Origin of the sequence: Secundilactobacillus hailunensis (assembly GCF_005405185.1) — a bacterium.
Taxonomy (GTDB): Bacteria; Bacillota; Bacilli; order Lactobacillales; family Lactobacillaceae; genus Secundilactobacillus; species Secundilactobacillus hailunensis.
Genome location: NZ_BJDO01000008.1, coordinates 1 through 24,957 on the forward strand (window position 1 = coordinate 1; position 24,957 = coordinate 24,957).

The 24,957-nt window shown below is 44.1% G+C and carries 29 protein-coding genes; 8 read left to right on the forward strand and 21 right to left on the reverse strand.

Translation table 11 applies throughout. From position 1 onward, the window contains the following. Window positions 1–232: 232 nt before the first annotated feature. The 5 genes from FFM73_RS03600 to FFM73_RS03615 form a co-directional block, all read right to left on the reverse strand. A complete protein-coding gene (locus tag FFM73_RS03600; RefSeq protein WP_137630421.1) occupies window positions 233–463 on the reverse strand; it encodes a YbaN family protein in 231 nt (76 codons plus the stop codon). Between the two features lie 272 nt (window positions 464–735). Next, the gene (locus FFM73_RS03605) at window positions 736–2,436 is read right to left on the reverse strand and encodes a phosphoenolpyruvate carboxykinase (protein ID WP_137630422.1); all 1,701 of its coding nucleotides are present in this window, start codon (window positions 2,434–2,436) and stop codon (window positions 736–738) included. Between the two features lie 207 nt (window positions 2,437–2,643). Then, window positions 2,644–4,029: an MFS transporter gene (locus tag FFM73_RS03610; RefSeq protein ID WP_137630423.1), complete on the reverse strand. Its 1,386-nt coding sequence runs from the start codon at window positions 4,027–4,029 to the stop codon at window positions 2,644–2,646. A 175-nt stretch (window positions 4,030–4,204) separates the two neighbouring features. Beyond that, window positions 4,205–4,375, reverse strand: coding sequence for a hypothetical protein (locus tag FFM73_RS12730; protein WP_171001189.1), 171 nt, complete (start codon window positions 4,373–4,375; stop codon window positions 4,205–4,207). Window positions 4,376–4,424: 49 nt separating this feature from the next. Continuing rightward, a complete protein-coding gene (locus FFM73_RS03615) occupies window positions 4,425–5,132 on the reverse strand; it encodes a zinc metallopeptidase (RefSeq protein ID WP_137630424.1) in 708 nt (235 codons plus the stop codon). A 534-nt stretch (window positions 5,133–5,666) separates the two neighbouring features. Here FFM73_RS03615 and map point away from each other — a divergent pair. After that, the gene (map, locus tag FFM73_RS03620) at window positions 5,667–6,458 is read left to right on the forward strand and encodes a type I methionyl aminopeptidase (protein ID WP_137630425.1); all 792 of its coding nucleotides are present in this window, start codon (window positions 5,667–5,669) and stop codon (window positions 6,456–6,458) included. 92 nt (window positions 6,459–6,550) lie between these two features. Next, entirely contained in the window at window positions 6,551–7,276 is a 726-nt protein-coding gene (locus tag FFM73_RS03625) for a demethylmenaquinone methyltransferase (RefSeq protein WP_137630426.1), read from the forward strand. 13 nt (window positions 7,277–7,289) lie between these two features. Here the strand turns inward: FFM73_RS03625 and FFM73_RS03630 are convergent, their stop codons facing one another. Further along, complete coding sequence (locus FFM73_RS03630; protein ID WP_137630427.1) at window positions 7,290–7,922, reverse strand: DNA-3-methyladenine glycosylase; 633 nt, start codon at window positions 7,920–7,922, stop codon at window positions 7,290–7,292. Between the two features lie 57 nt (window positions 7,923–7,979). Here FFM73_RS03630 and FFM73_RS03635 point away from each other — a divergent pair, with 57 nt between their 5' ends. Beyond that, window positions 7,980–8,339, forward strand: a complete 360-nt coding sequence (locus FFM73_RS03635; protein ID WP_137630428.1) for a DUF488 domain-containing protein — start codon at window positions 7,980–7,982, stop codon at window positions 8,337–8,339. A 33-nt stretch (window positions 8,340–8,372) separates the two neighbouring features. Here FFM73_RS03635 and pgmB read toward each other — a convergent pair whose 3' ends face one another. Then, the gene (gene pgmB, locus FFM73_RS03640) at window positions 8,373–9,053 is read right to left on the reverse strand and encodes a beta-phosphoglucomutase (RefSeq protein WP_137630429.1); all 681 of its coding nucleotides are present in this window, start codon (window positions 9,051–9,053) and stop codon (window positions 8,373–8,375) included. A gap of 83 nt (window positions 9,054–9,136) precedes the next feature. On the opposite strand from pgmB, the gene FFM73_RS03645 reads away from it, so the two are divergent. Then, window positions 9,137–9,799: a DUF6198 family protein gene (locus FFM73_RS03645; protein ID WP_171001190.1), complete on the forward strand. Its 663-nt coding sequence runs from the start codon at window positions 9,137–9,139 to the stop codon at window positions 9,797–9,799. Between the two features lie 50 nt (window positions 9,800–9,849). On the opposite strand, the gene FFM73_RS03650 is transcribed toward FFM73_RS03645, so the two are convergent. The 5 genes from FFM73_RS03650 to FFM73_RS03670 all read right to left on the reverse strand — a co-directional run bounded on the left by FFM73_RS03650 (window position 9,850) and on the right by FFM73_RS03670 (window position 15,592). Continuing rightward, the gene (locus tag FFM73_RS03650) at window positions 9,850–10,275 is read right to left on the reverse strand and encodes an OsmC family protein (RefSeq protein ID WP_137630430.1); all 426 of its coding nucleotides are present in this window, start codon (window positions 10,273–10,275) and stop codon (window positions 9,850–9,852) included. Between the two features lie 144 nt (window positions 10,276–10,419). Beyond that, a complete protein-coding gene (locus FFM73_RS03655; protein ID WP_137630431.1) occupies window positions 10,420–11,361 on the reverse strand; it encodes a phosphoglycerate dehydrogenase in 942 nt (313 codons plus the stop codon). Window positions 11,362–11,435: 74 nt separating this feature from the next. Then, the gene (locus FFM73_RS03660; RefSeq protein WP_137630432.1) at window positions 11,436–12,572 is read right to left on the reverse strand and encodes a GGDEF domain-containing protein; all 1,137 of its coding nucleotides are present in this window, start codon (window positions 12,570–12,572) and stop codon (window positions 11,436–11,438) included. A gap of 186 nt (window positions 12,573–12,758) precedes the next feature. Next, the gene (locus tag FFM73_RS03665) at window positions 12,759–14,381 is read right to left on the reverse strand and encodes a BCCT family transporter (protein ID WP_306418820.1); all 1,623 of its coding nucleotides are present in this window, start codon (window positions 14,379–14,381) and stop codon (window positions 12,759–12,761) included. A 641-nt stretch (window positions 14,382–15,022) separates the two neighbouring features. Continuing rightward, entirely contained in the window at window positions 15,023–15,592 is a 570-nt protein-coding gene (locus FFM73_RS03670) for a sugar O-acetyltransferase (RefSeq protein WP_137630434.1), read from the reverse strand. Window positions 15,593–15,722: 130 nt separating this feature from the next. On the opposite strand from FFM73_RS03670, the gene FFM73_RS03675 reads away from it, so the two are divergent. Beyond that, window positions 15,723–16,295, forward strand: a complete 573-nt coding sequence (locus FFM73_RS03675; RefSeq protein ID WP_137630435.1) for a DUF2179 domain-containing protein — start codon at window positions 15,723–15,725, stop codon at window positions 16,293–16,295. A gap of 22 nt (window positions 16,296–16,317) precedes the next feature. Here FFM73_RS03675 and FFM73_RS03680 read toward each other — a convergent pair whose 3' ends face one another. Beyond that, on the reverse strand, window positions 16,318–17,172 hold the full coding sequence (locus FFM73_RS03680) for a ribonuclease H family protein (protein WP_137630436.1): 855 nt from the start codon (window positions 17,170–17,172) through the stop codon (window positions 16,318–16,320). Between the two features lie 189 nt (window positions 17,173–17,361). On the opposite strand from FFM73_RS03680, the gene FFM73_RS03685 reads away from it, so the two are divergent. Next, window positions 17,362–17,817 carry a hypothetical protein gene (locus FFM73_RS03685; RefSeq protein ID WP_137630437.1) on the forward strand — a complete coding sequence of 152 codons (456 nt, stop codon included), beginning with the start codon at window positions 17,362–17,364 and terminating at the stop codon, window positions 17,815–17,817. A 156-nt stretch (window positions 17,818–17,973) separates the two neighbouring features. Here FFM73_RS03685 and codA read toward each other — a convergent pair whose 3' ends face one another. Next, a complete protein-coding gene (gene codA / locus FFM73_RS03690; RefSeq protein WP_137630438.1) occupies window positions 17,974–19,212 on the reverse strand; it encodes a cytosine deaminase in 1,239 nt (412 codons plus the stop codon). A gap of 202 nt (window positions 19,213–19,414) precedes the next feature. Here codA and FFM73_RS03695 point away from each other — a divergent pair, with 202 nt between their 5' ends. Both FFM73_RS03695 and FFM73_RS03700 read left to right on the forward strand, forming a co-directional pair. Next, window positions 19,415–20,758, forward strand: a complete 1,344-nt coding sequence (locus tag FFM73_RS03695; RefSeq protein ID WP_137630439.1) for a TrkH family potassium uptake protein — start codon at window positions 19,415–19,417, stop codon at window positions 20,756–20,758. Beyond that, on the forward strand, window positions 20,751–21,437 hold the full coding sequence (locus FFM73_RS03700) for a potassium channel family protein (RefSeq protein ID WP_137630440.1): 687 nt from the start codon (window positions 20,751–20,753) through the stop codon (window positions 21,435–21,437). The genes FFM73_RS03695 and FFM73_RS03700 overlap by 8 nt, the downstream gene beginning before the upstream one ends. An 82-nt stretch (window positions 21,438–21,519) precedes the next feature. Here FFM73_RS03700 and FFM73_RS03705 read toward each other — a convergent pair whose 3' ends face one another. The 7 genes from FFM73_RS03705 to FFM73_RS03730 all read right to left on the reverse strand — a co-directional run bounded on the left by FFM73_RS03705 (window position 21,520) and on the right by FFM73_RS03730 (window position 24,954). Beyond that, window positions 21,520–21,897 carry a DMT family transporter gene (locus FFM73_RS03705; RefSeq protein ID WP_137630441.1) on the reverse strand — a complete coding sequence of 126 codons (378 nt, stop codon included), beginning with the start codon at window positions 21,895–21,897 and terminating at the stop codon, window positions 21,520–21,522. Between the two features lie 11 nt (window positions 21,898–21,908). Continuing rightward, window positions 21,909–22,220 carry a DMT family transporter gene (locus tag FFM73_RS03710; protein ID WP_171001191.1) on the reverse strand — a complete coding sequence of 104 codons (312 nt, stop codon included), beginning with the start codon at window positions 22,218–22,220 and terminating at the stop codon, window positions 21,909–21,911. Window positions 22,221–22,302: 82 nt separating this feature from the next. Beyond that, on the reverse strand, window positions 22,303–22,479 hold the full coding sequence (locus FFM73_RS12735; RefSeq protein ID WP_171001192.1) for a hypothetical protein: 177 nt from the start codon (window positions 22,477–22,479) through the stop codon (window positions 22,303–22,305). Further along, a complete protein-coding gene (locus tag FFM73_RS03715) occupies window positions 22,479–23,183 on the reverse strand; it encodes an NAD(P)H-dependent oxidoreductase (protein ID WP_137630443.1) in 705 nt (234 codons plus the stop codon). The genes FFM73_RS12735 and FFM73_RS03715 overlap by 1 nt, the downstream gene beginning before the upstream one ends. A 354-nt stretch (window positions 23,184–23,537) precedes the next feature. Next, a complete protein-coding gene (locus tag FFM73_RS03720) occupies window positions 23,538–23,738 on the reverse strand; it encodes a cold-shock protein (protein WP_054653587.1) in 201 nt (66 codons plus the stop codon). Between the two features lie 309 nt (window positions 23,739–24,047). Continuing rightward, window positions 24,048–24,365 (reverse strand): hypothetical protein, encoded by a 318-nt coding sequence (locus FFM73_RS03725; RefSeq protein WP_137630444.1) that lies wholly within the window; start codon window positions 24,363–24,365, stop codon window positions 24,048–24,050. An 85-nt stretch (window positions 24,366–24,450) separates the two neighbouring features. Continuing rightward, window positions 24,451–24,954 (reverse strand): DUF4811 domain-containing protein, encoded by a 504-nt coding sequence (locus FFM73_RS03730; RefSeq protein ID WP_137630445.1) that lies wholly within the window; start codon window positions 24,952–24,954, stop codon window positions 24,451–24,453. Between the last annotated feature and the right edge of the window lie 3 nt (window positions 24,955–24,957).

Below are 24,957 nucleotides of genomic sequence, written 5' to 3' on the forward strand. Positions count from 1 at the left end.
CTTTCCCAAAAGAAGCGCAATTGGAGGCTTGTTTACCGTGGAATTATGAACCTGATCAGCAATTAGTAACTGAATGAAATACAAAAACGGACTAACTCAAATATGAGGAAGTCCGTTTTGTGTTTCAATACGTCCGGTTATAGTGTGCTTACGAATATTCAATACTAATTTAAGTAATCAAAAAGGACTTGCGTAGTATTCAAAATACCGTGCAAGCCCTCTTTTTAACCATTTAGCCAACCAACCATTTCGCTAGGGTTGGCTGATGCTTTCTTAACCATTCTGCAAGTCGCGTTTTGCTCAGCCAGCGATGAAAGGCTGGTGAGATCTTTTTAAGGCTATAAATCATCAATATCAAAAATGGAATTCCAGGGATGATCGGTAGCACGAAGCCAATAATGGAGCCAATTAGCCCGGTGACCATTAACATTGACCAGAGTAGTTTTGTAAAAATTAATTGCATGGTATCATCCCTCTTTGCTTTCTTAACTTTGATTTTAAAATAGTATATCTGCAAATCTAAAAACTGGCAAGAGATACGACGTGGATTTACACAATGTTAACCTTTTTGTTACATTGCTGAAACGCGTGAGCCATGTCAGATGACTGTGCATGAGAAAGCCCCACTCAAATCCCCAAGTTCAAGGACTCGTTAAGTTTACATTGCCGAAACGCGTTCACCACGGCAGATGGCTGTGTGTAAGACAAAGACCACTAAACGCCGTGGTTCACGCTCTATGAATTCCACAGCACATCCAACAGCTGTTTTGCACTTTCATTCAAACTGTCTTTACTCTTATCAGTACCAAGGTGGGTATAGATTTCACCCACATAAGTCCCCTTATCGAAGAAGTGCTTGAATACCTTATCGATAATTGGACGGGTTCGCTTCTCTTCTTGCACTGGTCCGAATGGGTTAGCGAAGAAAGTGGTACTCATACCAACTTCATCAGTCGTCCCTAAAGCAAACCGCTTACCTTCAATGAAGGTTGCCTTGGCATCCTCTTCGTTGTCGAATTGGTGGATACCGATATCTTTATCGTAATTATTAGCGTAGATCCACATATCAACGCCATGATGACCGACAACCCGGTTATACGTATCAGCTGGAATGATAACCCGGGCATTCTTCCGGTCTGGGTTTAAGTACACCCCACGGTCCATGTTATTGAAGGCCACGGCCGAACTTAAATCATCCAGTCGGACAAAGGCCCCAATTTCAGTTCCTTGCGCGTACAGATCACCATCACCAGTTAGGGTAAAGCTCCCCATATCATCAAAGATCGTTTCCTGGCTCAGAATCTTATCATCGGCAATTTCCTGCAACGCTTCCAATGATTCTGACTTTCCGGCACCTGAATCACCGAAGAAGACCACGTTCTTATTCTTACCGTTAGAGAACTTGATACGCACCATTGAACCGTGAATTGGCAGCCGATTTTCGTAGATCATGTGCAGATTATGCAACGTCAAGCACATCTTCTTCATATAGCCGAAGTAAGTCGTCTTGTCGTTGTATGGTACTTCACCAACCCAGATATCGTTTTCTTCATCGTGGTGGTAGTGGCAGACATCGCCTTCAGTTTTTGGCAGGCCAAACAGTAAAATTTCATCTGGCTTGTGACCAGCAACGTCTTTTTCACTGGCAACTTCAAATAAGTTAGCCAATGAAATCCCACTAACAAAGTAATCACGCTGGAAATAAATATAAGCTAAACTTTCACCAATTTTGGCTGGGAAGCAATACCATTCATCACGCGCCCCATGAAACTTAGCAATTGGATTATCAGGTACCGCGGTGAAGGTCCCTTCACGCTTGTTGGAAGGCGTCTTCATCATCATTGGTGGCCGCAGCGATATCGTGTTCAGAAAACGAATTGGCTTCAAGGCTTCATAACCTTCTGGAATCGGCCAGTCAACAGACTGTGTCAGGATACATGCAGAAGTCCCAGCACTCACCTGACGATAAGTTTTATTAGGAGATCCCTGTAATTTTTCTTCAACAGTCCGGTAAGCTTCGATCACAACATCGTTGAACTTATTATCCATTTGCATGAAGTTCTTAGCAGTTGCTGCACTACCATGCTGGTTAACGACACCAATTCTCAAGTATGATCGATAATATGAATATAAGTCCTCAATACTGAATAGAATTTCTTCACGCTTATACGTATCAAAAGCATCAGGCCGATCAAGCAGCACCGCCTTCAATGTATTGATATACGTTTTAGGATCAGCATCTTCAAAGTCACTGCGGTTACTTTCGGATGTATGTCGCCGATCCTCTAGGAACAGGCGAACAACTTCTTCTGCTTCCTTACTGTTAATTAAAGTAAAGATATCAGTAACATACTTGCTCGTGTAATTAATTACCGCAACTTCTCGATCTGGATTCATATATAACGCAGATGTTTCAACTTTTTCTGATTCAGTCATGTAGGTAATTCTCCTTCCAATCCAATGCAACTAATTTGCCATGGGTCTATTGTAGCGTAAAAAGACCCGAACGGAAACAGAAAAATGAGAATTTAATAAAAGAGTCAAAATACCGTACGAATAGGCTTCCATTGCTTTTTAATATTTTAAAAATGAGAGAATTTTTTGAAATATTTAGAATTGAGTTTACCCCGTATCGGTTAAAGTTTAATCGTGATCAAGCCTTGCTTTCTTTTCCTTTAAACTTAGTGCTAAAATCAGCCCAATAATTTCAAGGATAAAGAAAGTGATGAACACAATGTGAAAATTACCTAAGGTCGCCGTGGCCACACCACCCAATGATAGCAGGATGGTCGCTACAGCAACCCCCGTTGAACCGAGCAACTGACGCATCGTGGTAATGACCGCCGTTCCGTGAGAAATCTTCTCCTTAGGCAGCGCATCCGCTCCCAAAGTCGTCGCAGGCATCATCACAAAAGCATTGCCGCCTTCGATTAACATGGCAATCGGCATCATGGCCCACAGTGAGAATTTAGCAGGAATCAAAGCTAAGATGCCCCAGCCAATCAGAATCATCGTCATTCCGATCAGCAGAACCTTCTTAAAACCAATTTTATCAGCTAATTTACCCGTTAATGGATTTAAAATACTCAGGAAAACGGCACCGGGAACTAACGCCATCCCAGAAATAAAGGGACTAACACCCAAAATAATTTGATAGTACAGTGGGAAAACAATCGTCACCACGATCAAAGCGATGTATGACAATCCGGTTAACCAAACAGAAGCGTTGAATTGACCGACCGCAAAGACCCGTAGATCGAGTAACGGTTCTGGCAAATGTAATTGGCGATAAGCGAAGAATAATAGCAAAAGAATACTAATGACTAAGATTGTTGTCGCAATTCCCCAGTTAACGCCTGATTGACCAACCAGATTGACCACGTACAAAACGCCAATAAAGCCAACTAGACTGATCACTGACAGCCAGTCAAGGTGTGAAGGTTCTTTTGGCATGACGTCAACAATCGCCCATAACGAAACCACGATCACGCAAGAAATGACGATCATGAAGACAACGAATAAACCTTGCCAGCTCGTAAAGCGCAGCACGATCCCCGAAATAATGGGACCCACTGCTAAGGCTGACCCCATGACTAGTCCTGCTAGACCCATTGCACCACCGCGACTTTCACGCGGTGTAATGGTCAGCAATACCGTTTGATACGATGGAAACAAAATGCCGACACCGATTGCTTCCAGCGCCCGCCCTAACAGGACTAACGGAAAGTTTGGCGCCAAAATAATTAACAGTGTCCCCACGTCAAACATAATGAGTACGGATAAAAATAAGGACTTAAACCCAACATTGCTTAACAGCCAAGGACTCACCGGCATCATAATACACATAATTAACATGAACCCCGTTGTTAGCCATTGAACCGTTGAAGCCGAAATTGAAAAATACCGCATCAGCGTTGGGTAGGCAGTTGACACTGCTGATTGACTGATGGACATTGTAAACGTCCCCAGCAAAAGCGTCGTTACGAACCATAGACGTGAGCGGCCAGATAGAGTAGTTGTTTGACTCATCTTCAAATTCCCCCTTACTATCACAATCATAATCGTAAATAAAATTAAAATCAATTGTGCAAAACGGAGATTAGGCGGTAGCATAGATTAAAAATCTGATTTCGTTTACTTTTAAGTCATGTTCACCTAACTGTATGGCAAATAAAAAACACGGCCAACTTGACCGTGTTAAAACTTAGCTCAGACTACTAATTGTACCGTCATCAATCGCTTTTTTGATTTTTTTGGCTTCATCCAACCGCGACTCCGTAATGTACTTCATCGTCACATCTTTATCTGATTCAGCCTGATTAAATTGCTCAGTTAAGAATTCTATTTGATCCTTTAAATATGAAATTAAGTCCATCTTTTCCACCAGCCTTTTCGTCTTCCCTATTATTATAAGTCAATCTTGCTTAATTGTCGTCACGATTTCCTCCGAAGAGAATGATTAGTCGCAACAGTTGTAAAAATGTCGCTAAAGCAGCCGCTACATAAGTCAGTGCAGCCGCTGTTAACACCCGTCTAACCATCGGCACTTCATCCGCGGATAACAGGCCACCGTCACTTAAAATACGCAGTGCTCGATGAGAGGCGTTAAACTCCACCGGCAACGTCACTAGCTGAAACAACAGTGCCAGTGAAAACAACAGGATACCAAGATGAATCAACGTCTGATTCATCCCCATTAATACCCCAACTAAAATCAGCGGAAAGGAAACCGTCGACCCGAGATTAGCGATCGGTACAATGGCCGTCCGTAATCTCATCGGCCAATAATTAGTGGCGTCTTGCACCGCGTGACCGCATTCATGAGCTGCTACCCCAACGGCGGCAACCGATGACGAATTGGCGGTCGATTCCGACAAATTCAGTGTCTTATTACCACCATTATAATTATCAGTCAGGTCTCCAGCAATTGGGTGAACAGTCACGTCATTAATACCGGACTGCTGTAAAATATATTCCGCCGCGCTGGTTCCGGTGACGCCGCTTTGCGCGCGGTACCGATCATATTTAGCATAAGTCGACTTAACGTAGCCAGAAGCGGCCATTGACAGTAAAAGTCCAGCAATGACCAAGATGTACGTTGGATCAAAGAAGGCAAATATTGGTGATGTCATTGAACTCCCCCTATCTATTGAGCAAGCTGTTAGAAATATTGTTTTAGTCTTATCGTTGCAGAACATTGTAGCAAGTTATTTGGGTGGGGACAATCTATTTAAGGAATGTTTAAGGATTGGGGGCTTCAATTTGTCACATGATCAATTTTACATCTCCTAAGCGGGGTTAAGCGGACTGGCCGTTATATGTAAGGTGAGATAACAATCTAAGCCCAGACCGGAATCCTGCTTTTCGCCTCCATTGCCTAATCAGGTTCAAGCGGGCTGGGAGTTATGTGTAAGGGTGGATGGCAATCTAAAATCAAGCCCGAACCACGCTTTTTCGTTTACATAGCCTAATCGGGTTCAAGCGGGCTGGGAGTTGCATGTAAGGTAGGACAACAATATAAAACCAGACCCGGGTTTTACATTGTTGTCCTACCTTACACTCCACTCCCAAAACGCCCGCTTTCACACCTTTGCTTTCACACCTTCGCATTTTGGTGTACCATTAACATTGTTGAAATAATATAAAGCATAAAGGAGCAGAAATTCTTGATTACTTTAAAATCAAAACGTGAAATTGATATGATGCGTAAATCCGGTGCCGTTTTGGCTGGTGTTCACTTGGGTCTACGTAACATTATCAAGCCCGGTATTTCTAGCTGGGATATCGAAAAATTTGCTAATGCCTACATTGAAGAACACCACGCCAAGGCCGAAGAAAAAGGCTTTGAAGGCTACAAATACGCCACCTGCGTCAGCGTTAACGATGAAGTTGCTCACGCCATTCCCCGTAAGAACCTCCTACTTAAGAACGGTGACATTGTTGCCGTTGACATGGTGGTTAACTTGGATGGCTTCATGAGTGATTCTTGCTGGACCTACGCTGTCGGTACTATCAGCAAGGAAAAGCAGCATTTAATGGACGTTACCAAGAAGGCTTTATACCTTGGTATCGACCAAGCCGTTGTGGGTAACCGGATCGGTGATATTGGTTACGCCATTCAACACTACGTTGAAGATGAAAACCACATGGGCGATGTTCGTGAACTGATTGGCCATGGTATTGGACCGACCATGCACGAAGAACCAAACGTCCCTCACTACGGTGAACCAGGCAAGGGCCTGCGTTTACGTGCAGGTATGACCATTACCATCGAACCAATGGTCAACCTTGGTACTTGGGAGATTGCTTCCAAGACGGTTCCTGGCGATACTTGGGAATACTACGTTTCAGCTGATGGTACCCCTTCAGCTCAATACGAACATACCTTAGTCATCACCAATGATGGTCCCAAGCTGTTAACGTCTCAAGACCCAGACTTGGATGCTAAGTATCTTTAATATTAAATAATAAACGTCTCGCAGTCGAAGCCAGACTTGCGAGACGTTTTTTGGTATGCTTAGGATATGAAATTCACACAGGAGGAACTATTATGTCACTAACTAATCAGACACCAGAATCACAGGTCCAAGGTCTTTTTAAACGAATCGCCGGTAATTATGATCAAATGAATAATCTAATTTCATTAGGCACCCACAAGCACTGGCGCAAAGTTGCCATGAATAAGCTGGCGATCAAGCCCGGCAGCTTTGTGCTTGATCTGTGCTGCGGAACTGGGGATTGGACCATTGCGTTAGCCAAAGCAGTTGGCCCATCCGGTCAAATCATCGGGTTAGATTTCAGTGCGGAGATGCTTGCAGTCGCTAAAAAGAAAGTCGCCGCAGCCGGTTTAAACGACCGTGTGACTTTAGTTCAGGGCGATGCCATGGCATTGCCTTACAGTGATGATCATTTTGATGTGGTCACCATCGGCTTTGGCTTACGCAACGTACCTGACGCCAACCAAGTGCTACGTGAAATGCACCGGGTCGTTTGTCCAGGAGGTCAAGTAGCCTCACTGGAAACGTCACAGCCGACCCAACCAATCGTCAAAATGGGCTGGAAAGTTTACTTCAAGCTGATCCCAATGATGGCCAAAATCGCCGTTCACGACTATCGCGACTATGCTTACCTGCAACGTACAGCAGCGGAATTTGTGAACGCTAAGCAATTAGCTCAAATGTATGATAACGCTGGCTTCACTCACATTAACTATCAAACCTTTGACATGGGCGCAGCAGCTGTACACTTGGCTCGTAAAGCATACACTGAAAATTAATTACAGCTCAATCTTATTTAGCTAACCAGCCATGGGTTGCCAGATTCATTTCCCGTTTACGCATACCAGAAACGTATGGATTACCTGCCACGTAATAGCGGTAAGGCGCATTAGTTTGACCGCCGCGTTTACTGACACCAATTCGCGCAGATGACTGAATTTGGGCTGGCACACGCTGATCCTGTAAATCAATTTTAAACGGACTGTCAGTGATCATCACGTTATTCCAGCGCAGGTCATTAACGCCAAACGCTTGCATTAATTTACCGGGACCGTTAGTCAGTTCTGAACCAGCTTTCGGACGATTAGCCTGCATGATGTCTAAGCCAGCTTTGGGTTCAACACCCCGGATCAAGATTCCTTGCGGTTCGCCCTGATTTTGCGTTGCAATGTCAAACGCGTAGTACCCGCGGGACGTATAAATATAAACGTTTCCCGGAGCCCCGTACAAGGCGTCATTCGCCTTAGTCCGCCGACCTTGATAGGCATGGGCCGCGGAATCAGCTGCACCTAAATAGGCTTCTGCTTCCACGATGTAGCCACTGACCAAACCTTTGGGTGACTCATAACGCAATAATTTACCCAATAGATCACGGGTGATGTCGACCGTCGCACGGCCACTAAAAAAAGCTGCCATAGTTGTCATAATTTTTGCTCCTAACGTCATTTTGCTATATTGTCATTATAGAAGAGGTGATTAAAAATGGCACTCAAAATTGAACGGATTTACACAAAGCCCGCTGATATGGATGGTTACCGCCTCCTAGTGGACCGCTTATGGCCACGGGGAATCTCCAAAGAAAAAGCAGCCCTTGATGAGTGGTTTAAAACAATTGCCCCATCCAAGGAACTGCGTCAGTGGTTTGGTCATGATCCGGCTAAGTATGACGAGTTTAAAACCCGCTATCAAGCCGAGTTAGATGCCAACCCTGACCGCAGCCAATTTTTGAACTTGATCAAGTCCCAATTAGCTAAGGGCAATGTTATCATGCTCTATGGCGCTAAGGATGAAACCCATAACCAAGCTGTGGTATTGAAGGAATATATTGAAAACCAACTATAGATCAAAAAAGATCACTCTCATCAGCGATCTTTTTTAGTCTTGCTGTTCAATTTGCTGCTGAATGCCTGCTAATGTCAGCTCCGCAGTATCCGCAAACTTAACATCCGCCGTGGCAATCTCAGTTGCTGCCCCTACCCCCACTGATAAAGCACCGGCACCATTAACGGCAGTGAGCCCCGTTTTCGAATCCTCAATACCGATACAGTTGGTTGGCGATAGATTCAATAAACCGGCTGCTCGAACATAAATCTCTGGATCCGGTTTGTTATGGGTCAGTGTCGCTGGGTCAACGATCAGGGGAAAGTAGTCCGTCAACTGCATTTTTTTAATTTCCAGCGGCGCATTCACCGAAGCGGATGCCAGTACAATACCGTAATGCTGCGCCTTTAATTCATTTAGGAAATTAATGATTCCAGGCAAAACATCCGCCGGTGACAACTGCGAGATCAACTTAAGGTACATTTGATTTTTATGATCTGCTAACGCCACCCGTTCAGCTGCCGTATACCGGTTCAGTTGCTGGCCAGCTTGTAAAATAGTTGTCACGGCGTCCTGCCGGTTCATTCCCAGTACCTGCTCAGTTAGTGATTGCGTCCAAGAAATGCCCAGTTCATCCGCTAATTGCTGCCAGGCCTGCAGGTGATACTGAGAAGAATCAGCGATAACACCGTGCAGATCAAAAAGAACGCCGGCATATTGATTAAATTTAGCCATTTAAATAACCTCGATTATGGGACGATTGCCCTTTTATTTTACCTACAATCCCGTATAATTAAAACCGTTATGGAGGGATACACGTGTATCAAGACAACGGAAAACCAACTATTTTAGGCGATTGTATTTTACTTATTATCTCTATTATAATCAATTCATTAGGAAACGCACTGACAGTTTCCCTTAACCTCGGCAGCGCGCTGTGGACCGCATCTGCTGTGAACATGGCCCATCTCTTCCACATGAACCTCGGCAACATTCTGTTACTTGAAGGTGTCGCCGTTGTTCTCGTAAACGCCGCGTTATTACGTGAATTCGACTGGCACCGGATGCTGGGTAACTTCATCTTCATGGTGCCATTCAGCTACTTAGTCAGCGGCATCGCTCAGGCTTTAACGATTTTTCACATTCAGCAGCTTTCCTTAGTGCCATCGGTAATTTTAGATGTCATTGGTGTGATGATGATCGGCTGCGGCATTTCAATTTATCAGCGGATCAACTTAATTCTTCACCCCAATGATGATTTGATGCAGATCATTCGATTTAAATACTTACATGGCAATGCAGTTTTAGCTTCTTTGGCTGCCTTCATTACCCCCATCACGATCATCATCATCTGCGTGCTTCTTCAGCATCACATATGGGCGGTGAATATCGGGACGGTGGTTGCCTTACTGTTCCAAGGCGCATTCATTGCGTTTAGTGATCGTTACGTCTTTAAAAAATTAAAGCATCAGCGTCTATAAACTCAAAAAGCTCGTTGCATTTCAATCATGCAACGAGCTTTTTAGTTCAATTAGAACGAAAATTCATCCACAACTTCAAACGAGACGTTAGCGTTTTGCTTGATCATCTTGGCAACTGGGCAATAATTCTTAGCTTCGTCAACTAACGCCTGTGCCTGATCATGGTCAACACCCGTCATTAATACCTGAATCCGGACGATAAATTTATAACCCGTGTCATCCTTTAATTGATCCACACCCGTGTGAACCACACTGGTATGCGGTAAGTTGTGCTGCTTTTCAATGATTTCAATGGTGGCGTTAAAGCAGGTACTGACCGCTAACCCCACTAATTGTTCCGGATTCGTACCTGAACCCTTTAATAGTGAGCTGCTGACGCCCAGTGCTAGACCTTCATTACCACGAATAAAGCTGACACCGCTTAAGCCTTTTTCATTTACTGCCTCTGTATGATACAACGATCCATTAATAGCCATTATCTGGATCCCCCTTTTGTATTTTGTGCCTGTAGTGTAGCATGTATGGAAGCGATTCTAAAACATTTAGCTTGTTAATCTGACTGTTTTAGTTCCCCTAACTGCCACCCACTTAACCACCTAATACAAGGGGATAATCTGAGCTTAGAACTGTGGCTGATTAACGGCCCATTCTGGCTTTTGACCTGATAGTGCTTCATCGATCATTCTGGCAGCACCCATAGCCATATTTTGCGCCGCTTCAACTGTATTGGAACCCGTGTGCGGTGTCAAAAAGACGTTATCAAGTTTGTATAGCGGACTATCATCTGGCAGCGGTTCCTCATCGAAAACGTCTAGGGCTGCACTGGCAATTTGATGGCTGCTTAGTGCGCTGATTAGTGCCTGTTCGTCAACTACAGACCCCCGCGCCAAATTGATCAATGAGGCACTCGGTTTCATCAATTTTAATTCTTTTTCACCAATTAAGTGCTCAGTCTGTTTAGTGGCAGCAATGTGCAGTGTCACGAAGTCTGATTGTCTTAATAACGTCTCTAAATCAACGTATTCACCATACTTCGTGGGCCGTTTAGTGCGATTATAAAGCAACGTTTTGACGCCAAAACTACTTAGCATCTTGGCCACAGCCTGACCAATGTGACCGAAACCAACAATACCAACCGTTTTCCCTGCTAGTTCATGACCAAAAATCTGTCTAGCAGCCTGCTGCTGGCCTGAACGCATCAAAGTCGCCACTTTAAACGACTGCTTGGCCAGCAACATGATATCAGTAACCGCATTTTCAGCTACACTGACCGAATTGGCGCCTGGGGTATTAGTGACCCAAACCCCCTTGGTCGCCGCATAATCGGCATCGATGCTGTCATAGCCAACACCATAACGGGCTAAAACTTTTAGATTCGGCAACTTATCATATAAGGCATTTGAAAATGGTGCCACAAACATCATAATCCCCGCAACATCGGGTGCCGTTGCCAAAATGGCTGCTTCCGTTGGATCAGGTACAGTTAGAACTTCATAGCCCTTCTTAGTTAAATAATGGTCGGTTTGCTGGTCAGCAACCTGAGGTATAATTACTTTCTGCATATTAAAAATTCCCTTCTGTCTAAAGAGTTGTTAACGCGTTAAATTTTACCATGCTTTGCTTGAAAACACCCTTATTAACCTAGGTCAGAGGTTGTCACTTTGTTGCGCCCGGTTTCTTTCGAACGGTATAGTCGCTGATCAGCACGCTTGTACAAGTCTAAATAATTTTGATCCTCAGCGTCAATTTGATCTTGGCCCATCGAAATGGTGATCTGAAATTGTTCGCCTTGCTGAGTCGTAAATTTTAGTTCGCCAATTGCTTTACGAACATGATTAGCGACCGCATTAGCCGAATATTGCTGTGTCGTAACATCGAAAACCAAGATGGAAAATTCTTCACCGCCAACCCGGTAAACCTCGGCATGACGACTAATTTTCGGCACTAGCCGTTTTAATTCAGCGGCCACTTCTCGAAGCGCGTGATTGCCTTCTAAGTGCCCATAACGATCATTAATCCATTTAAAATGATCAATATCAAACGTGTACAGCAAATACTGTGTTCCGTTTTCATGGTAATCGCGAAAGGCCTGATTCAGATCTTCGTTAAACACCCGAAAATTATAGAGCTGCGTGAGATTATCCTGCCTGGCTTCGTAGAGCAGCAGTGCGTGCCGCTGATTGCGTAGTTTTAGTTCATGGTAAATAAACCAAATCAGATAAAAAATGGCCAGGTTAGCAAAAATTTCCCATGGCCAGCCAACTTCAATACCGCGTAATGAAACCCAGTTAGCCCACATAAACGGCGCGGCAAACAGCAAACAAAACGGATAGTACCGCAGTGGTCGATCGATGATCTGCCGGCCAAATTTTTCCGCAACCCGCATTAACACCAGCGTTAAAACGAAAGCATAGCCCCACCATACCAAGTTGGGCAACAGCCAGTACCAATTCAGCACAAGGAACGCTGTCACTGGAAATATTCCGCGACTTCTTTTAAAGAATAAGGCAATGATCAGTACCCCAATTTGAAATCCAAGATAACTCCAACCAAAGCCCTTTCGATTATGGGCTTCCATAATCCGAAACGTGGACGCTAGCTGAAAGAATCCCAGAAAGCCGATGGTAAGTAGAATCTGACAAACAGACCGAAAACGCTTCAAAAATTGAATTTGAAATTGGGTTCGCTGCAGCCAATCATAAAGTAATGCGAATCCCGTTAGCAATAACAGGTTGGTCACAAAGGTCATCCCACGAATAGCCCATATCAACATGACAGCTGCTCCCCTTTCTCACTCAACTTTAAAGCAATCAGTGAGTTTCTCGCACAATTGGAATTCTGTAAAGTACTAGTTTTTGTTGTCAAACGCTTATACGCAGTAATCTTAAAATGCTATAACTAAAAAAGTTCTGATAAAATTGCCTATCACAATTTTATCAGAACTTCTCTTTATTTTTAATTAATTAGCTAATTGCGTTGGTGATAAGATCAACTTACCATGAATCGCTGATTTACGTTCCACAGTAACTGGTTGATGCGCCATATCCACATCGATAGCTTCCGATGCTGGTGTGAAGACCAATTCGTGGTCGTGCACAACTAGTCGACGAATCGACAGTAAAATCATTGCACACACAAATATCAACGGGAACCCAGCCATGACTGAAATCGTCTGAATAACTTTGAAACCACCCACTAAGACCAGTGAGATGGCAAAGATCATGAAGACAACCACCCAAGACATCCGATTGAAGCGTGTTGGTTCGCGGTGCTTCAATGGAATGCTGGTAACCGATGACAGAATGTAAGCTGAACCAGAAATGGTCGTTGCTAAGAAGATGAAACATGACAAACAGTAAAGCAATGTCATGATCTGCTTCATTGGCAAAGTCCCAATCACAGTCGCAATAACGGCAGCTTGACCTTGAGTATTCAACATGTGGACCAAGTTGATGACCCCATTTTGTTGTAACCAAAGTGCGTAGCCACCCATGACAGCGTAGAACAGGGCACAGCCGGTAAAGCCGTACATTAACATTCCCATGAGCATCTGACGAATTGTTCTACCACGTGAGATCTTCGCAATGAATAATCCCATAACGGGCATGTATGATAACCACCAGCCCCAGTAGAAGATCGTATCCTGCTGAGTGGCACTAGGATGCGTATTAGTTGCCATTGGGATGAACTTTTGAACTAACATACCTAGGCTTTGTGCTTCGTTACCAATAATGTAACGGGCAGGACCAAAGAATAAAATTAAAACCAGAAAACCGATGGCTAACCAAATATGCACCTGACTTAAACGATCGATCCCACCGTTCAGGCCTTTAAAGACCGTGACGGCGAACAAACAGAATAAGACAACAAACAATGCTATTTCCAAGGGTAAACCGTACTTCAGGCCGGTTGCGCTTGAAAAGGCCTTAGCGGTGATTGGGACTTCCATCCCAATAGAAGAACCAACACCGCCAATAATCCCAATAACCACTAAGACGTTGACCAAGCCCGCAAAGAATTTCTTAATTGATTGGTGCTTGTCGCCGTCTAACATACTGATCCCGTCGCTTAACTTTTGAACGGGCTGACCTTTACGGTATAACAGGTAACCGATCAAAACAGCGGCTGGTGCAAACATCATCCAAGCCATTGGGCCCCAGTTAAACTGACCCATCATGGTAGCAGAGATGTAAGCAGCATGTGAATAAGCTTTAATGTGAAATGGCGGATTCTGAATTACCGTCAGCGGATCAGTAATGGATAACATCATGATGCTGGCATCGATTGCCGTTGCAAACACCATCGCGCCCCACTTGAACCCACTGTACACCGGTTTGTCATCGGGTTTTCCAATTTTAATTTTCCCATATCGGCTAAATGCCAATCCGATTAAGAAGACAAAGTTGATGATATAAATACCAAGGTACATCCACCCTAACTTTAGGTTCATCCAACTCAATAAACTAGATAAGGGTGCTTGTAACCCTTTTCCACCTATCATTAACACTAAAGTTGCCAGTAAGAATAATCCCACAGTTGGTACAAAGACCCACTTGTTGATTAACTTGCTTCTTAAAATAATATTCCTCCTCTAATAATTGTACATATTGGATGCAGAGTGTGGAACAAGCTAGAGGGTTGAACACGCTGCGACGATTTTAATACTTGCCGTTCACGCTGCAGTCTACCTTGGGAATACGTCTTGTCCATGTATCAATCAACCCTACTTTCAGAAAAATAACCGTTCTCGTTATTATTCCTACCGATAGATCCTGATCAAAATACCGCTATAACAGCGATATCGTCAAGCATCGTATTGAAACCACAATGAAATTGTAACCTTTCAACTCTGAAAGCACCCAACGTATTTTCATTCGGGTTGACAAATTAGAAAGCACAAAAAGAGCTGCTGAGATCGTCTACGACCACCTGCAACAGCTCTGCCTGCAACAAATTGCCAATTCCAATGTAACCCGATTGAATTTACATCATTATTATACACGTTTGAATTAATAAGTAAAATCAGTCAAAATGATAAGAAAAATACCCATGCTATTGGCTTATACATAGGCTTTAGCGGAGTTATCCACAAGCTATATTCGCCGAATTCTCGGGATTTTTAGCAAAATAAATGAAAAATAAAAACGATTTTTCAAAATAACGGTGTTTAAACCGCCTCTGAAAGATCGTTATTTGCAGAAAATAGTTATCAATCGCTCATATTTACTTGTCTGCGTGTTTTGGAACGGGTTTAATGACCCGCGCTGGGTTGCCAGCAATCACCACGTTATCCCCGAATGATTTAGTTACCACGGAGCCAGCACCAACCACCACGTTATCACCTAACGTGACACCAGGCAGGATGATGACACCGCCGCCCATCCATACACTGTGGCCAATGGTGATAGGCGCACCTAATTCAACATCGGCATCCCGTCGTAAAACCGGGTCTAATGGATGAATTGGGGTATAGAAACCGCAGTTAGGGCCGATCCAAGCATACGGTCCAATGGTGATAGGACAGGTATCCAGCATGGTCACATCATAGTTGGCGTAAAAGTGATCGCCTAAATGAATGTTGAAGCCGTAGTCAAATTTGAAGCTGGTCTCAACGAAAAAGTTATCGCCAGTATCGGCAATTAACGCTTTGAACCGGTCATTACGGTTCTTATTGTCAGTAATATGATTAATTTCTTCTAGTTGCTGGCGCATATAGTCTCGTCGAGCAGTGAGTTCGCCATCGAGCTCATCGTACGGTTCGCCGGCAGTCATCTTTTCTCTTTCTGTAGCCATACAAACAACACTCCTTTGCTAAAAGCATATCACAGATTACAATTTTGAGTTAAATTGCTTTCATCATCTGCAATTTGCACTAAACTGTAGTAGTAGCATCATTTTAAATTTTATAAAAGAGGCGATCTATTTGAAACTTGCGCTAACTATTTTTGTTTTAAATGCCTGTTACATTACCTTAAACACCTTTCGAACAATGTTAGTTGTCCGCAGACAAAAACTATGGGCACCACTGCTAGCCGTTGTTGAAGAATTTGTTTACGTGATCGCACTGGCAATTGCGTTGAAGAACATCAATTCACCGGTCAACGTCATTGCTTATACCGTTGGTTTTGGGATTGGGATTTACCTAGGTATCTTGATTGAAGATCACGTGGCGTTAGGCTACGTTAATTTCCAAGTCACCGTTAAAATCGATAATGACGATCCCAAGTATCAGCAAAATAAAAAATTACCAGAGGACCTGCGTAACAATGGTTACGGGGTCACGGAAACTTGGGGCTACGGCCGTGATGGCTCACGGTTGATTCTCAACATCTTAGCCCCCAGAAAAGCTGATCGCCGGTTAATGGATCTGATCCATCAATTGGCACCAGAAGCATTTGTCATGGTCAACGAGCCCACGCAAATGTCTGGTGGCTTCTGGAGTAAGGAAGTTGAACGCCGCTTTAGAAAAGTAACTCATAAAGAAAAACAAAACTAAACCTGACACGATAAGCACTGGGCTATGGATTTTTGAATAAATCCAGTTGTTCCAGTGCTTTTTGAATGTCTGAAACTGACTGATTGACCTTTTTTTGCTGTTGCGGTGCTGGTTTAGCAACGGGCTTCTTAGTTGATGTTGCGAGCTTGGCTTTAGGCTTAGTCGATCTAACCGGTTTGGACTTAACTTGATGCCCTACAGTTGGCCGACCAGCCTTAACCATCTCATCCATCGTTTGATTCAACAAATGATCAACAAAAATATTACCCTGATTATCTGCGTGCCCCTTCGTCCAAACGAGCGACAGTTTCGGAAATCTTGGCAATAGTGAGCTGACTTGCCGCCAAAGTTCAGCGTTCATCAGTTCACCGCCAGAGCGTCGCCACCCACGTCGCTGCCAGCCCTTTAGCCAGCCCTTGTTAATCGCATCCAGTACATACTTGGAATCCAGCACCAGCGTGATATCAGCTGTCTGCTGACCTTGTTCGATCAAGGCTGCTAACGCTTTGATCAGGGCCATGATCTCCATTCGGTTATTGGTAGCCCCCCACTCGCCAGCGGAATCGCTGAGAACCATATCAGATAACTCTAGCCGGTACGCCCAGGCAGCCGGATCGGTAGTCTTCACGTGGCCACCCTTAACGTTACCGTGATTACGTGTACCGCCATCCGTATAGCCAATAATCAGGTCATCATGAGTAACAGGCTTTTTCGCCGTGGCACCACTCATGAATTGCTGAGCTTCTAATTCCGTCTTAAATCCCTTATATTCAGCACCAGAAAAGCCCGAAACTTCTTTTTGCGCTTCTGGCCAGCTGGTATAAATACCGGGATGCTGACCCTTTCGTACTGCGTAATATTTACCCAAAAACGTCATCTGCTATCCATTTAAAGATTATTAAAGTTTAATAAATTCCTATTACAATTCCCACTTTACGATTGTCAATTATACTAATTCTGTGAAAATTATGCTAAAGTTATTAGTGTAAGCACTTTATAGAAAATCGACGTTCATTTATGAACTTTGCCATTATTAACCAGTTGTTCAAGAGGAGGAATAACTCTGATGTCTGAAATTCACGCGCAGCTCATCAACATTAAACAAGCTCACGCTTTGTTGAAAGAACAACATAGTCAAGCCAACGAATTTTTTCCTGAACTGACACTTACTGGCCAATATATCCTACCAGATTATCGGCTGACTCGTAAACGGGAAGCATTTAAAATTCGGAAACATACTTTTTTAAAGAAACATTTCAAATCCTACGTTGCCTTTGATTCTGAAAATGGTCAAACCCTTTGGATGCATAACTTTTCAAGTTTAACCCAAGCGTTATTCTGGTTGCAAACTGGGCTCAAACCCGGCGATACTGATAGCCAGTTTTCCTTTAAGGAATGGCATGAAAACCACGCTGAGGAAATTGAAGGTTATAAAGAACAGCTTCGGGCCCTACACAAGGAAGCAGTCACCAAAAAGAAGGCTTCCGAATCCCGTGCCCACAAACCAAAGAAACACGCTTAGTCTGATGAGTTCTGAAATTACTCAGAACTTTTTATTTTATTTCTATTTTGCGTGTGACAGTCAGGATTCCTAAAATAGTTATTAAAATCCCTTAGTACAGCTAATCAAACATTGCTGCGCTAAGGGATTTTTTGTGATCACATTTAATGATTTGCTTTAACCAAAGTAAGTTTTAACTTCTTGAGGCTGCGTCTTAACGGTGACGACACCATGATGAATCGCGTACAAAACTTCCGCCCGTTCATTAAGAGCATCGTAGAAGTTATCGCGGTTCAAAATAATGCAGTTTGCCTGTTTACCAACTTCAATGCCGTAGTGGTCCAAAACGTGCATCGCACGGGCACCGTTTTGCGTCACGTACTTATACGAATTCATAATCTGGTCATAGCCCATAGTCTGCGCTACGTGAAGACCAAGGTGCAGTGGATCTAACATGTTGCCGTCGCCCATTGGATACCAAGGATCCTTGATATCATCTTCACCAAAGGCAACGTTGATGCCATCCTCGGTCAATTCCTTAACCCGGGTCATCCCCCGACGCTTAGGATAAGTATCGAACCGGCCACCCAAGAAGGTGTTGACTAATGGATTGGCGATCATGTTGATACCGGACATCTTCAACAACCGGAACAACTTGTACGCATAGGCGTCATTGTATGAACCCATGGCAGTGGTGTGGCTCGCAGTCACTTTGTCGCGCATCCCGGTTTCATAGGCTAAGGTTGCTAAGGTTTCAAGACCCCGCGCTGCTGGGTCATCAATTTCATCACAGTGAACATCGATCAATTTATCGTATTTTTCAGCCAAATCACTGACAAAATGCAGTGATTCCACGCCGTATTCACGATTGAATTCAAAATGCGGGATTCCACCAATGACGTCGACACCCATTTCAGCCGCTTTGGTCATTAATTCTTTACCGTGTGGGAAGGACAAAATCCCTTCTTGCGGAAAGGCTACAATCTGCAGTTCAATAAAGTCTTTTACTTCGTCACGAACTTCCAGCAGCGCTTTTAACGCCGTCAAGTCAGGATCAGTCACATCCACGTGTGAACGCACGAACTGAGTCCCATGACTTGCCTGCTTCTTTAAGGTCTGAATAGCGCGCTTTTTAACGTCTTCAACGGTCAGCTTCTTCTTGCGTTCCGACCAGATTCGAATCCCATCAAACAACGTCCCAGATTGATTCCATTCCGGGTCCCCTGCTGTTAAGGTGGCATCCAAATGGACGTGGGGGTCAACAAATGGTGGCAATAACAGCTTACCACAGCCATCAATCAAGCCTTCGCTCTCTTTGGGCGTAATGTGGTTGGCAATTTCAACAAACTTGCCGTCTTCAATGCGAACGTCTTTCAGGGTCTCACTATTCTCAATCGACACTTGCTGTATTAACATCTTCTCCTACCTCCAGCAGTTTTAATTAATCATTACTATCAAATTATAACACGAGAGCTACCTTACATAGACCGTGTTGTTCGTTTTAACACAAACTATTTTAAGGATGATTCTGCTAATCTAGCTTTCTGACCATATAACTTTTAAACCGGCATGATTTTCGCTATAGTGAAACTAACAGAAACTGGAAGGAGGGTCAGCTATGTCAATCCCTCAAAAACAACATCTGTCACTGCCCAAAATACTCACCCTGGGCTTTTTGATCATCATTTTAATTGGCACATTGCTACTTAGTCTGCCAATTGCCACACGGGGTACGCACACGACCTCGGTAATGGACGCCTTCTTTACCGCTACCAGTGCCACCTGCGTTACCGGCCTCACGCTGGTCAGCACTGCGTTTCACTGGACCCTTTTTGGTCAAACAGTGATTTTATTTCTGATGGAAATTGGCGGTTTGGGCTTCATGACCTTCACCGTCATGCTGTTCTTATTCATGCGTCGCCAAATGAAGCTCTCAACACGGCTATTAGCACAGGAATCGCTCAACCTCGATAATCTCTCACAGCTCAGTGTAATCAAATTAATCTTATTACTCTCATTAATTATTCAATTAGTAGGTGCTGGGCTGCTACTGATCGATTTTTACCCACGCTACGGCTGGGCTAAGGGCATCTGGTTCAGCCTTTTTCACGCCGTTTCAGCCTTCTGTAATGCCGGTTTCGACTTATTCGGCAACAGTTTAGAAAACTTCACGAATGATCCTTATGTTTTGAGTATCATGGCGATTCTCATCATTGCCGGCTCATTCGGTTTTCTGGTCTGGCAGGACCTCTTGCTCTATCCCAAACGGCGGCGGTTATCGCTGCATACCAAACTAGCACTGGGAACCGGGACCGTCATCACCTTAATCTCAATCGTCGTGTACCTGCTCAGCGAAAATAACCTGCAAGTCCTGAGTCAGCACGTTTCGTACGGTCATCGGCTCATGAACACCCTTTTCATGGCCATCACGCCGCGGACTGCCGGATTAACTACGTTGCCCTACCAGCATCTGTCCCTTGCCAGTATTGCCTTTACCATGATCTTAATGTTCATTGGTGGCACCCCCGGGTCAACTGCCGGTGGTGTGAAAACGACAACTATTGGTCTGCTCACCATTCAAAGTATTGCGACTCTGCGCGGTAAGCAAGACGCCACCTTTGGCCATCGCCGCTTCACGCAAGATAATATTTTCCGGGCACTGACCCTGATCTTTGTCGCACTGACCATCCTAGCAGCGGCCACACTGATTCTTTGCGCCACCCAGCCGCTACCTAAAAATGATGGTCTGCAGTCGGTCACCTTTGAAGTCCTGGCAGCCTTTGGGACCACCGGTATCTCATTAGGATTAACGCCGCATTTAAACGTCCTGGGCAAGTTGATCATCATGTTTTTAATGTTCATTGGCCGGGTCGGTATTTACACCGTGATGTTCTCGATTTTAAACGCCAACCGTAAGCAACCGAAATATCGTTATCCAGAGGAGAGTGTTCTAATTGGTTAAACATAAACGTGAAAATTACGCCGTGATCGGTCTGGGACAATTTGGCAGTGCTATCTGCCAGTCCCTTGTTGAAGCGGGTCAGGAAGTGCTGGCCATTGATATTAGTGAAGAAAAGGTTAACGAGTTCACTAACATCGTGACCCGGGCGGTGATTGCCGATGCTCAGGACGAAGATACCATGAAAGAACTGGAGCTGGGCAGTTTCGACCATGTGTTTATTTCCATCGGTCAAAATATTCAGGCTAGTATCATGGCCACCCTGCTGGTCAAAGAACTGGGTGCCAAAGACGTCATCTGCAAAGCTGAAAACGAAAACCACGCACGGGTCTTAGAGAAGATCGGCGCCGACCAAATCGTCCGGCCAGAACGTGATATGGCCCGGCGAATCGTCTTCCATCAGCTGCAACCCAACATCGTGAATTATTTAATGTTAAATGACCAAGTCACCATGGCGGAAGTTAAGGTCGATAACCCGGCTTTCGTGGGCAAATCGCTCAACGAATTAGCCGTGCGTAATAAGTATCATATTAATATCATCGCCATTAAAACGGACGGCAAGGTCAATCTCTCGCCAAACGCTGACGATAAGCTCCGGCAAAATGACTTAATTTCAGTTGTGGGTTACACCACTGATGTGAACCAGTTTAATGAGGATGCACAGGCTTCATCTCAGGCGTAACTTTCCAACACTGGAGAGCTGATTGATTCAAGTCAGTCAGCTCTTTTTAGTAATAAAAAAAGAGCCTCGCTCGCGCTCAGCCCTAAACCTTCATCTTTTCTTCTACCTGCAGCGATTCATAGTCAATTTCTTCTTCAGCTTCACCAGACCAGTTCAAGGCCACGATGCCGACCACGATCAGTCCCAGGCCCAAAACCTCGCCAATGGAAAACGATTCGTGAAACATGATTACGTCAAGTGCTGCGGTTAAAACTGTTCCAGCTCCTGACCATAGTCCATAGGCAACACTCAGCGGCACCACTTGCATGGCGTACGACAGGCTGTAGAGCATGATCAAGAAAACAGCAATGCTCAAAAAAGTCCATGAAAATTGTGTAAATCCCTTGGACAGCTTTAACGACATGGTCCCAATAATTTCTGTGACAATCGCAATTCCAAGCGCTACATAGTATTTAAACATCCGCTATCACCTCACAGTATATTTAACATCACCGTTCCGAGAATGATACAGGCGACACCGACGATTTTCGAGCGGTTGACCTGCTCTTGGAAGAAAATAATCCCAATAATGGTTGTAAAAAGGGTCCCAATAGCGCCCCATAACGCATAAGCGACACCCAAATCTAACCACCGCAGTGATTTGGAGAACAAAAACAGGGTAATGGAATACCCAATAACTAATAGCAGTGTTGGCAGTAGCCGATGAAACCCATCGGACTCCTTCAATAATGAACTGCTAATAATCTCAAAGATAATTGCCGCGAATAAAAACCCGTACCCCAATAACAAGTCATCATCCCGTTTCTATAAGCTTAATTAACTTTAATTGTAACGCTAATTTTATCAATTGGGGTAGTTTCTAGTACTACCACCGTGAGGGATTCCACGTTCGCCCATCCAGTTCATCTTGGGCCAGTTGGATTCGTCGTTGCTGTTCTTCGCTCAGTTCTGCCAACGCCAAATACAGCGCGCGTTCTTTAACTTGCGGCGTTTTAGCAGCTAACGCAAATAGCTGCTGGGCCGCCCAGGTTTGTTCTGCCATTAGTTATCCTCCATATCCTGAACCATTTTCAGGTTCGCCTGCAGATCCGTTAACGTTGCCTGATCATTTTTTAATTGTTCGAGTATCAAAGTCAGTTGCTGTTGCTTATCGGTGGAAACGGTTGGTATCAATTTGGCCAAACGAGCTGTTAACCAATTGGTCCGGTCATCAAAGTGCCCCAGCTGTGCCTGAGTCAGGTAGCGCTGATAATTCACTAGTAATTTGGTCTTTTCATCATCCGTCTGATAGCTAAATTGATCGATCACAAACGTTGGCAAAAACGTCATTTGTAATTTATGCGCCAATGCTTGAAACGGTGTCAGGATCTGGGAAAGACTAAAGTTCTCACTGCCACCAGCAGTAAATTGACGTGCTGGTGAGCCCAAACTCACTGCGATTCCCAGTTCTTTACCCACTAGACTTCCCATGGCGTCAGGATAAGCAAAGCGCCGCGTCAGCACTTGATCCAGCCAATTCTTCAAGATAGCCGGTGCGCTGTACCAGTACAGCGGAAACTGCAGCACAATTCGGTTCGCCTGGTTAATCAATGCCTGTTCTTCAGCAACGTTCAAATCAAACGTGCTGAGCGGATGCCAAGTAACATCTGGTAAAGCAGCCGCTTCCTTTAAGAATTGCTGGGTACTGGAATCTTGAATCTGTGGATGCCCTACAACGACTAAAGTTTCGATAAAATCGCCCCCAATTCACATCATCTCAATACTTCCAATTAAGCTCATCTTATCACACCCATTACTACCCGGTATCGCTAAAGCTCATATGAGTGATTATGCGCCATAACTACAAAACGGTTTTGAGAGTAGGCTGTCTCAAAACCGTTTTTTGCAGTGTCTTATAGGGAGAGTACAGTAGCGACCGGACTACTGTGAATAGCGCCAGGATTTATAAGCCGCGGTGACAGCTACACCTTTACTATTCAAGGTTAGTTTAGCGCTCGTCTGTAATAAATAGTTGTCATTTGTGTATTGGTTACGTAAAGATTGAAAACACAAAAAAACCACTGATCGCAATGATCAGTGGTTCCGTTGAGCTTAATTAAATTAAGCAACAGTAACGTTAGCAGCTTGTGGGCCACGGTCGCCGTCTTCAACGTCTAAAGTTACATGTTGACCTTCTTCAAGGGTCTTGAAACCGTCAGCATTGATAGCTGAGAAATGTACGAATACATCTGAGCCGTTTTCAAGAGTGATAAAACCGTAACCTTTGTCAGCGTTGAACCATTTAACAGTACCTTGTTCCATTAGAATGAAACCTCCATGCGCTATGCGCAAATAAATTTTGCATTTGAAACTTTTGAATAAGGAGCCATTCTAAAAAGAACGTTGTACCTTAATCCCGAAGCATAAATACATTACCAATACTATAACAGGTAATTTTGAGAAGTGCAACAACAAACTCCCACGAAGCAAAACTTTATTTTAAATGAGGCCTATCGCTCCAACTATAGGCAATACTTGCTACCAAGCCCTTTTAGTACTGCTAATCAGCACCATTCGGCCGTTGAACCATACTCATTTAATTATTTTTAGCTTAGTAATTAGTTATCAATTTTAGCGAATCAATAGTTCAATCGTGTCTTTTTGAGGCGCAAAATTCAGCCCCACTACATGTTCCTTCAAAATCTTAGAATACTCGTCTAGTACGTCATCCGGCAACGGTGTGGTGTCTCCCAATTCGGCTAAAACATCATCGGGAGAGTCCACTTTTTGCATATCAATAAATAACCGCATATTACCCACCGTATCACGTAACAGATCAGTTAATAGACTATTTGGCTTGCCCTCCAGATCCGTGACAACAAGCTGTGCCCCATCAACGCCATGATGGTTGATCGTGATCATCTTTAATATATCAAAAACGTTATCCATGTTCCGCTCCCCCAATTTGTATTTTACATTGTGCTTATTATACACGATGTTGCTAGGCTGTGAAAGCTAATCCAACTCAGGAATATTACCTGGTCGAAATCAGTTTCCATCCCGGCTTTAAACTAAAGTGCCACTGGGTCATGACGTACTCGTGGTTTTGAACGCCAGCACTAAATAGCAACCGCAGTTCTTCACTTTTATAAACGCGGTAGGTCTTAGTGACTTTCAGTTCATTGCGGCTAGCATTGCGAGTTACCTGAACCGGTCCCTGAGTCGGATCTGTTCGCTGTAATCTGTGTTCAAGGGGATTGGTTTTATAGAGGTACACTCGCTCATTTTGCGTCCCGATTGGATGATACAGCAAAACCGGCTTCTTAGCAGTTATACTAGACGTTAACGGATAGACATGCTGAACCGTCACCTTTCTCATGCCCCAATACTGACTATAATTTAAAATCATCAGTGCAATACTGCCAACAGTTAGGATCAGCCCAATGGTCACCCAAACCGTCTTGTTAAAGCCACTAGAGATAAAGATCATACTACCGGCAAAGAGTAACGCACCAATAAATAACGTGATTGCAATCATCTA

What these genes read in the sequence shown, in the direction of transcription:
- FFM73_RS03725 (WP_137630444.1), bottom strand. Translation starts at nt 24,365, where the DNA reads ATGGATAACGTTTTTGATATATTAAAGATGATCACGATCAACCATCAT.
- FFM73_RS03610 (WP_137630423.1), bottom strand. Translation starts at nt 4,029, where the DNA reads ATGAGTCAAACAACTACTCTATCTGGCCGCTCACGTCTATGGTTCGTA.
- FFM73_RS03605 (WP_137630422.1), bottom strand. Translation starts at nt 2,436, where the DNA reads ATGACTGAATCAGAAAAAGTTGAAACATCTGCGTTATATATGAATCCA.
- FFM73_RS03695 (WP_137630439.1), top strand. Translation starts at nt 19,415, where the DNA reads ATGTCAATCCCTCAAAAACAACATCTGTCACTGCCCAAAATACTCACC.
- FFM73_RS03705 (WP_137630441.1), bottom strand. Translation starts at nt 21,897, where the DNA reads ATGTTTAAATACTATGTAGCGCTTGGAATTGCGATTGTCACAGAAATT.
- codA (WP_137630438.1), bottom strand. Translation starts at nt 19,212, where the DNA reads ATGTTAATACAGCAAGTGTCGATTGAGAATAGTGAGACCCTGAAAGAC.
- FFM73_RS03680 (WP_137630436.1), bottom strand. Translation starts at nt 17,172, where the DNA reads ATGACGTTTTTGGGTAAATATTACGCAGTACGAAAGGGTCAGCATCCC.
- pgmB (WP_137630429.1), bottom strand. Translation starts at nt 9,053, where the DNA reads ATGGCTAAATTTAATCAATATGCCGGCGTTCTTTTTGATCTGCACGGT.
- FFM73_RS03720 (WP_054653587.1), bottom strand. Translation starts at nt 23,738, where the DNA reads ATGGAACAAGGTACTGTTAAATGGTTCAACGCTGACAAAGGTTACGGT.
- FFM73_RS03615 (WP_137630424.1), bottom strand. Translation starts at nt 5,132, where the DNA reads ATGACATCACCAATATTTGCCTTCTTTGATCCAACGTACATCTTGGTC.
- FFM73_RS03655 (WP_137630431.1), bottom strand. Translation starts at nt 11,361, where the DNA reads ATGCAGAAAGTAATTATACCTCAGGTTGCTGACCAGCAAACCGACCAT.
- FFM73_RS03635 (WP_137630428.1), top strand. Translation starts at nt 7,980, where the DNA reads ATGGCACTCAAAATTGAACGGATTTACACAAAGCCCGCTGATATGGAT.
- FFM73_RS03730 (WP_137630445.1), bottom strand. Translation starts at nt 24,954, where the DNA reads ATGATTGCAATCACGTTATTTATTGGTGCGTTACTCTTTGCCGGTAGT.
- FFM73_RS03625 (WP_137630426.1), top strand. Translation starts at nt 6,551, where the DNA reads ATGTCACTAACTAATCAGACACCAGAATCACAGGTCCAAGGTCTTTTT.
- FFM73_RS12735 (WP_171001192.1), bottom strand. Translation starts at nt 22,479, where the DNA reads ATGGCAGAACAAACCTGGGCGGCCCAGCAGCTATTTGCGTTAGCTGCT.
- FFM73_RS03600 (WP_137630421.1), bottom strand. Translation starts at nt 463, where the DNA reads ATGCAATTAATTTTTACAAAACTACTCTGGTCAATGTTAATGGTCACC.
- FFM73_RS03650 (WP_137630430.1), bottom strand. Translation starts at nt 10,275, where the DNA reads ATGGCTATTAATGGATCGTTGTATCATACAGAGGCAGTAAATGAAAAA.
- FFM73_RS03630 (WP_137630427.1), bottom strand. Translation starts at nt 7,922, where the DNA reads ATGACAACTATGGCAGCTTTTTTTAGTGGCCGTGCGACGGTCGACATC.
- FFM73_RS03685 (WP_137630437.1), top strand. Translation starts at nt 17,362, where the DNA reads ATGTCTGAAATTCACGCGCAGCTCATCAACATTAAACAAGCTCACGCT.
- FFM73_RS03660 (WP_137630432.1), bottom strand. Translation starts at nt 12,572, where the DNA reads ATGTTGATATGGGCTATTCGTGGGATGACCTTTGTGACCAACCTGTTA.
- FFM73_RS03670 (WP_137630434.1), bottom strand. Translation starts at nt 15,592, where the DNA reads ATGGCTACAGAAAGAGAAAAGATGACTGCCGGCGAACCGTACGATGAG.
- FFM73_RS12730 (WP_171001189.1), bottom strand. Translation starts at nt 4,375, where the DNA reads ATGGACTTAATTTCATATTTAAAGGATCAAATAGAATTCTTAACTGAG.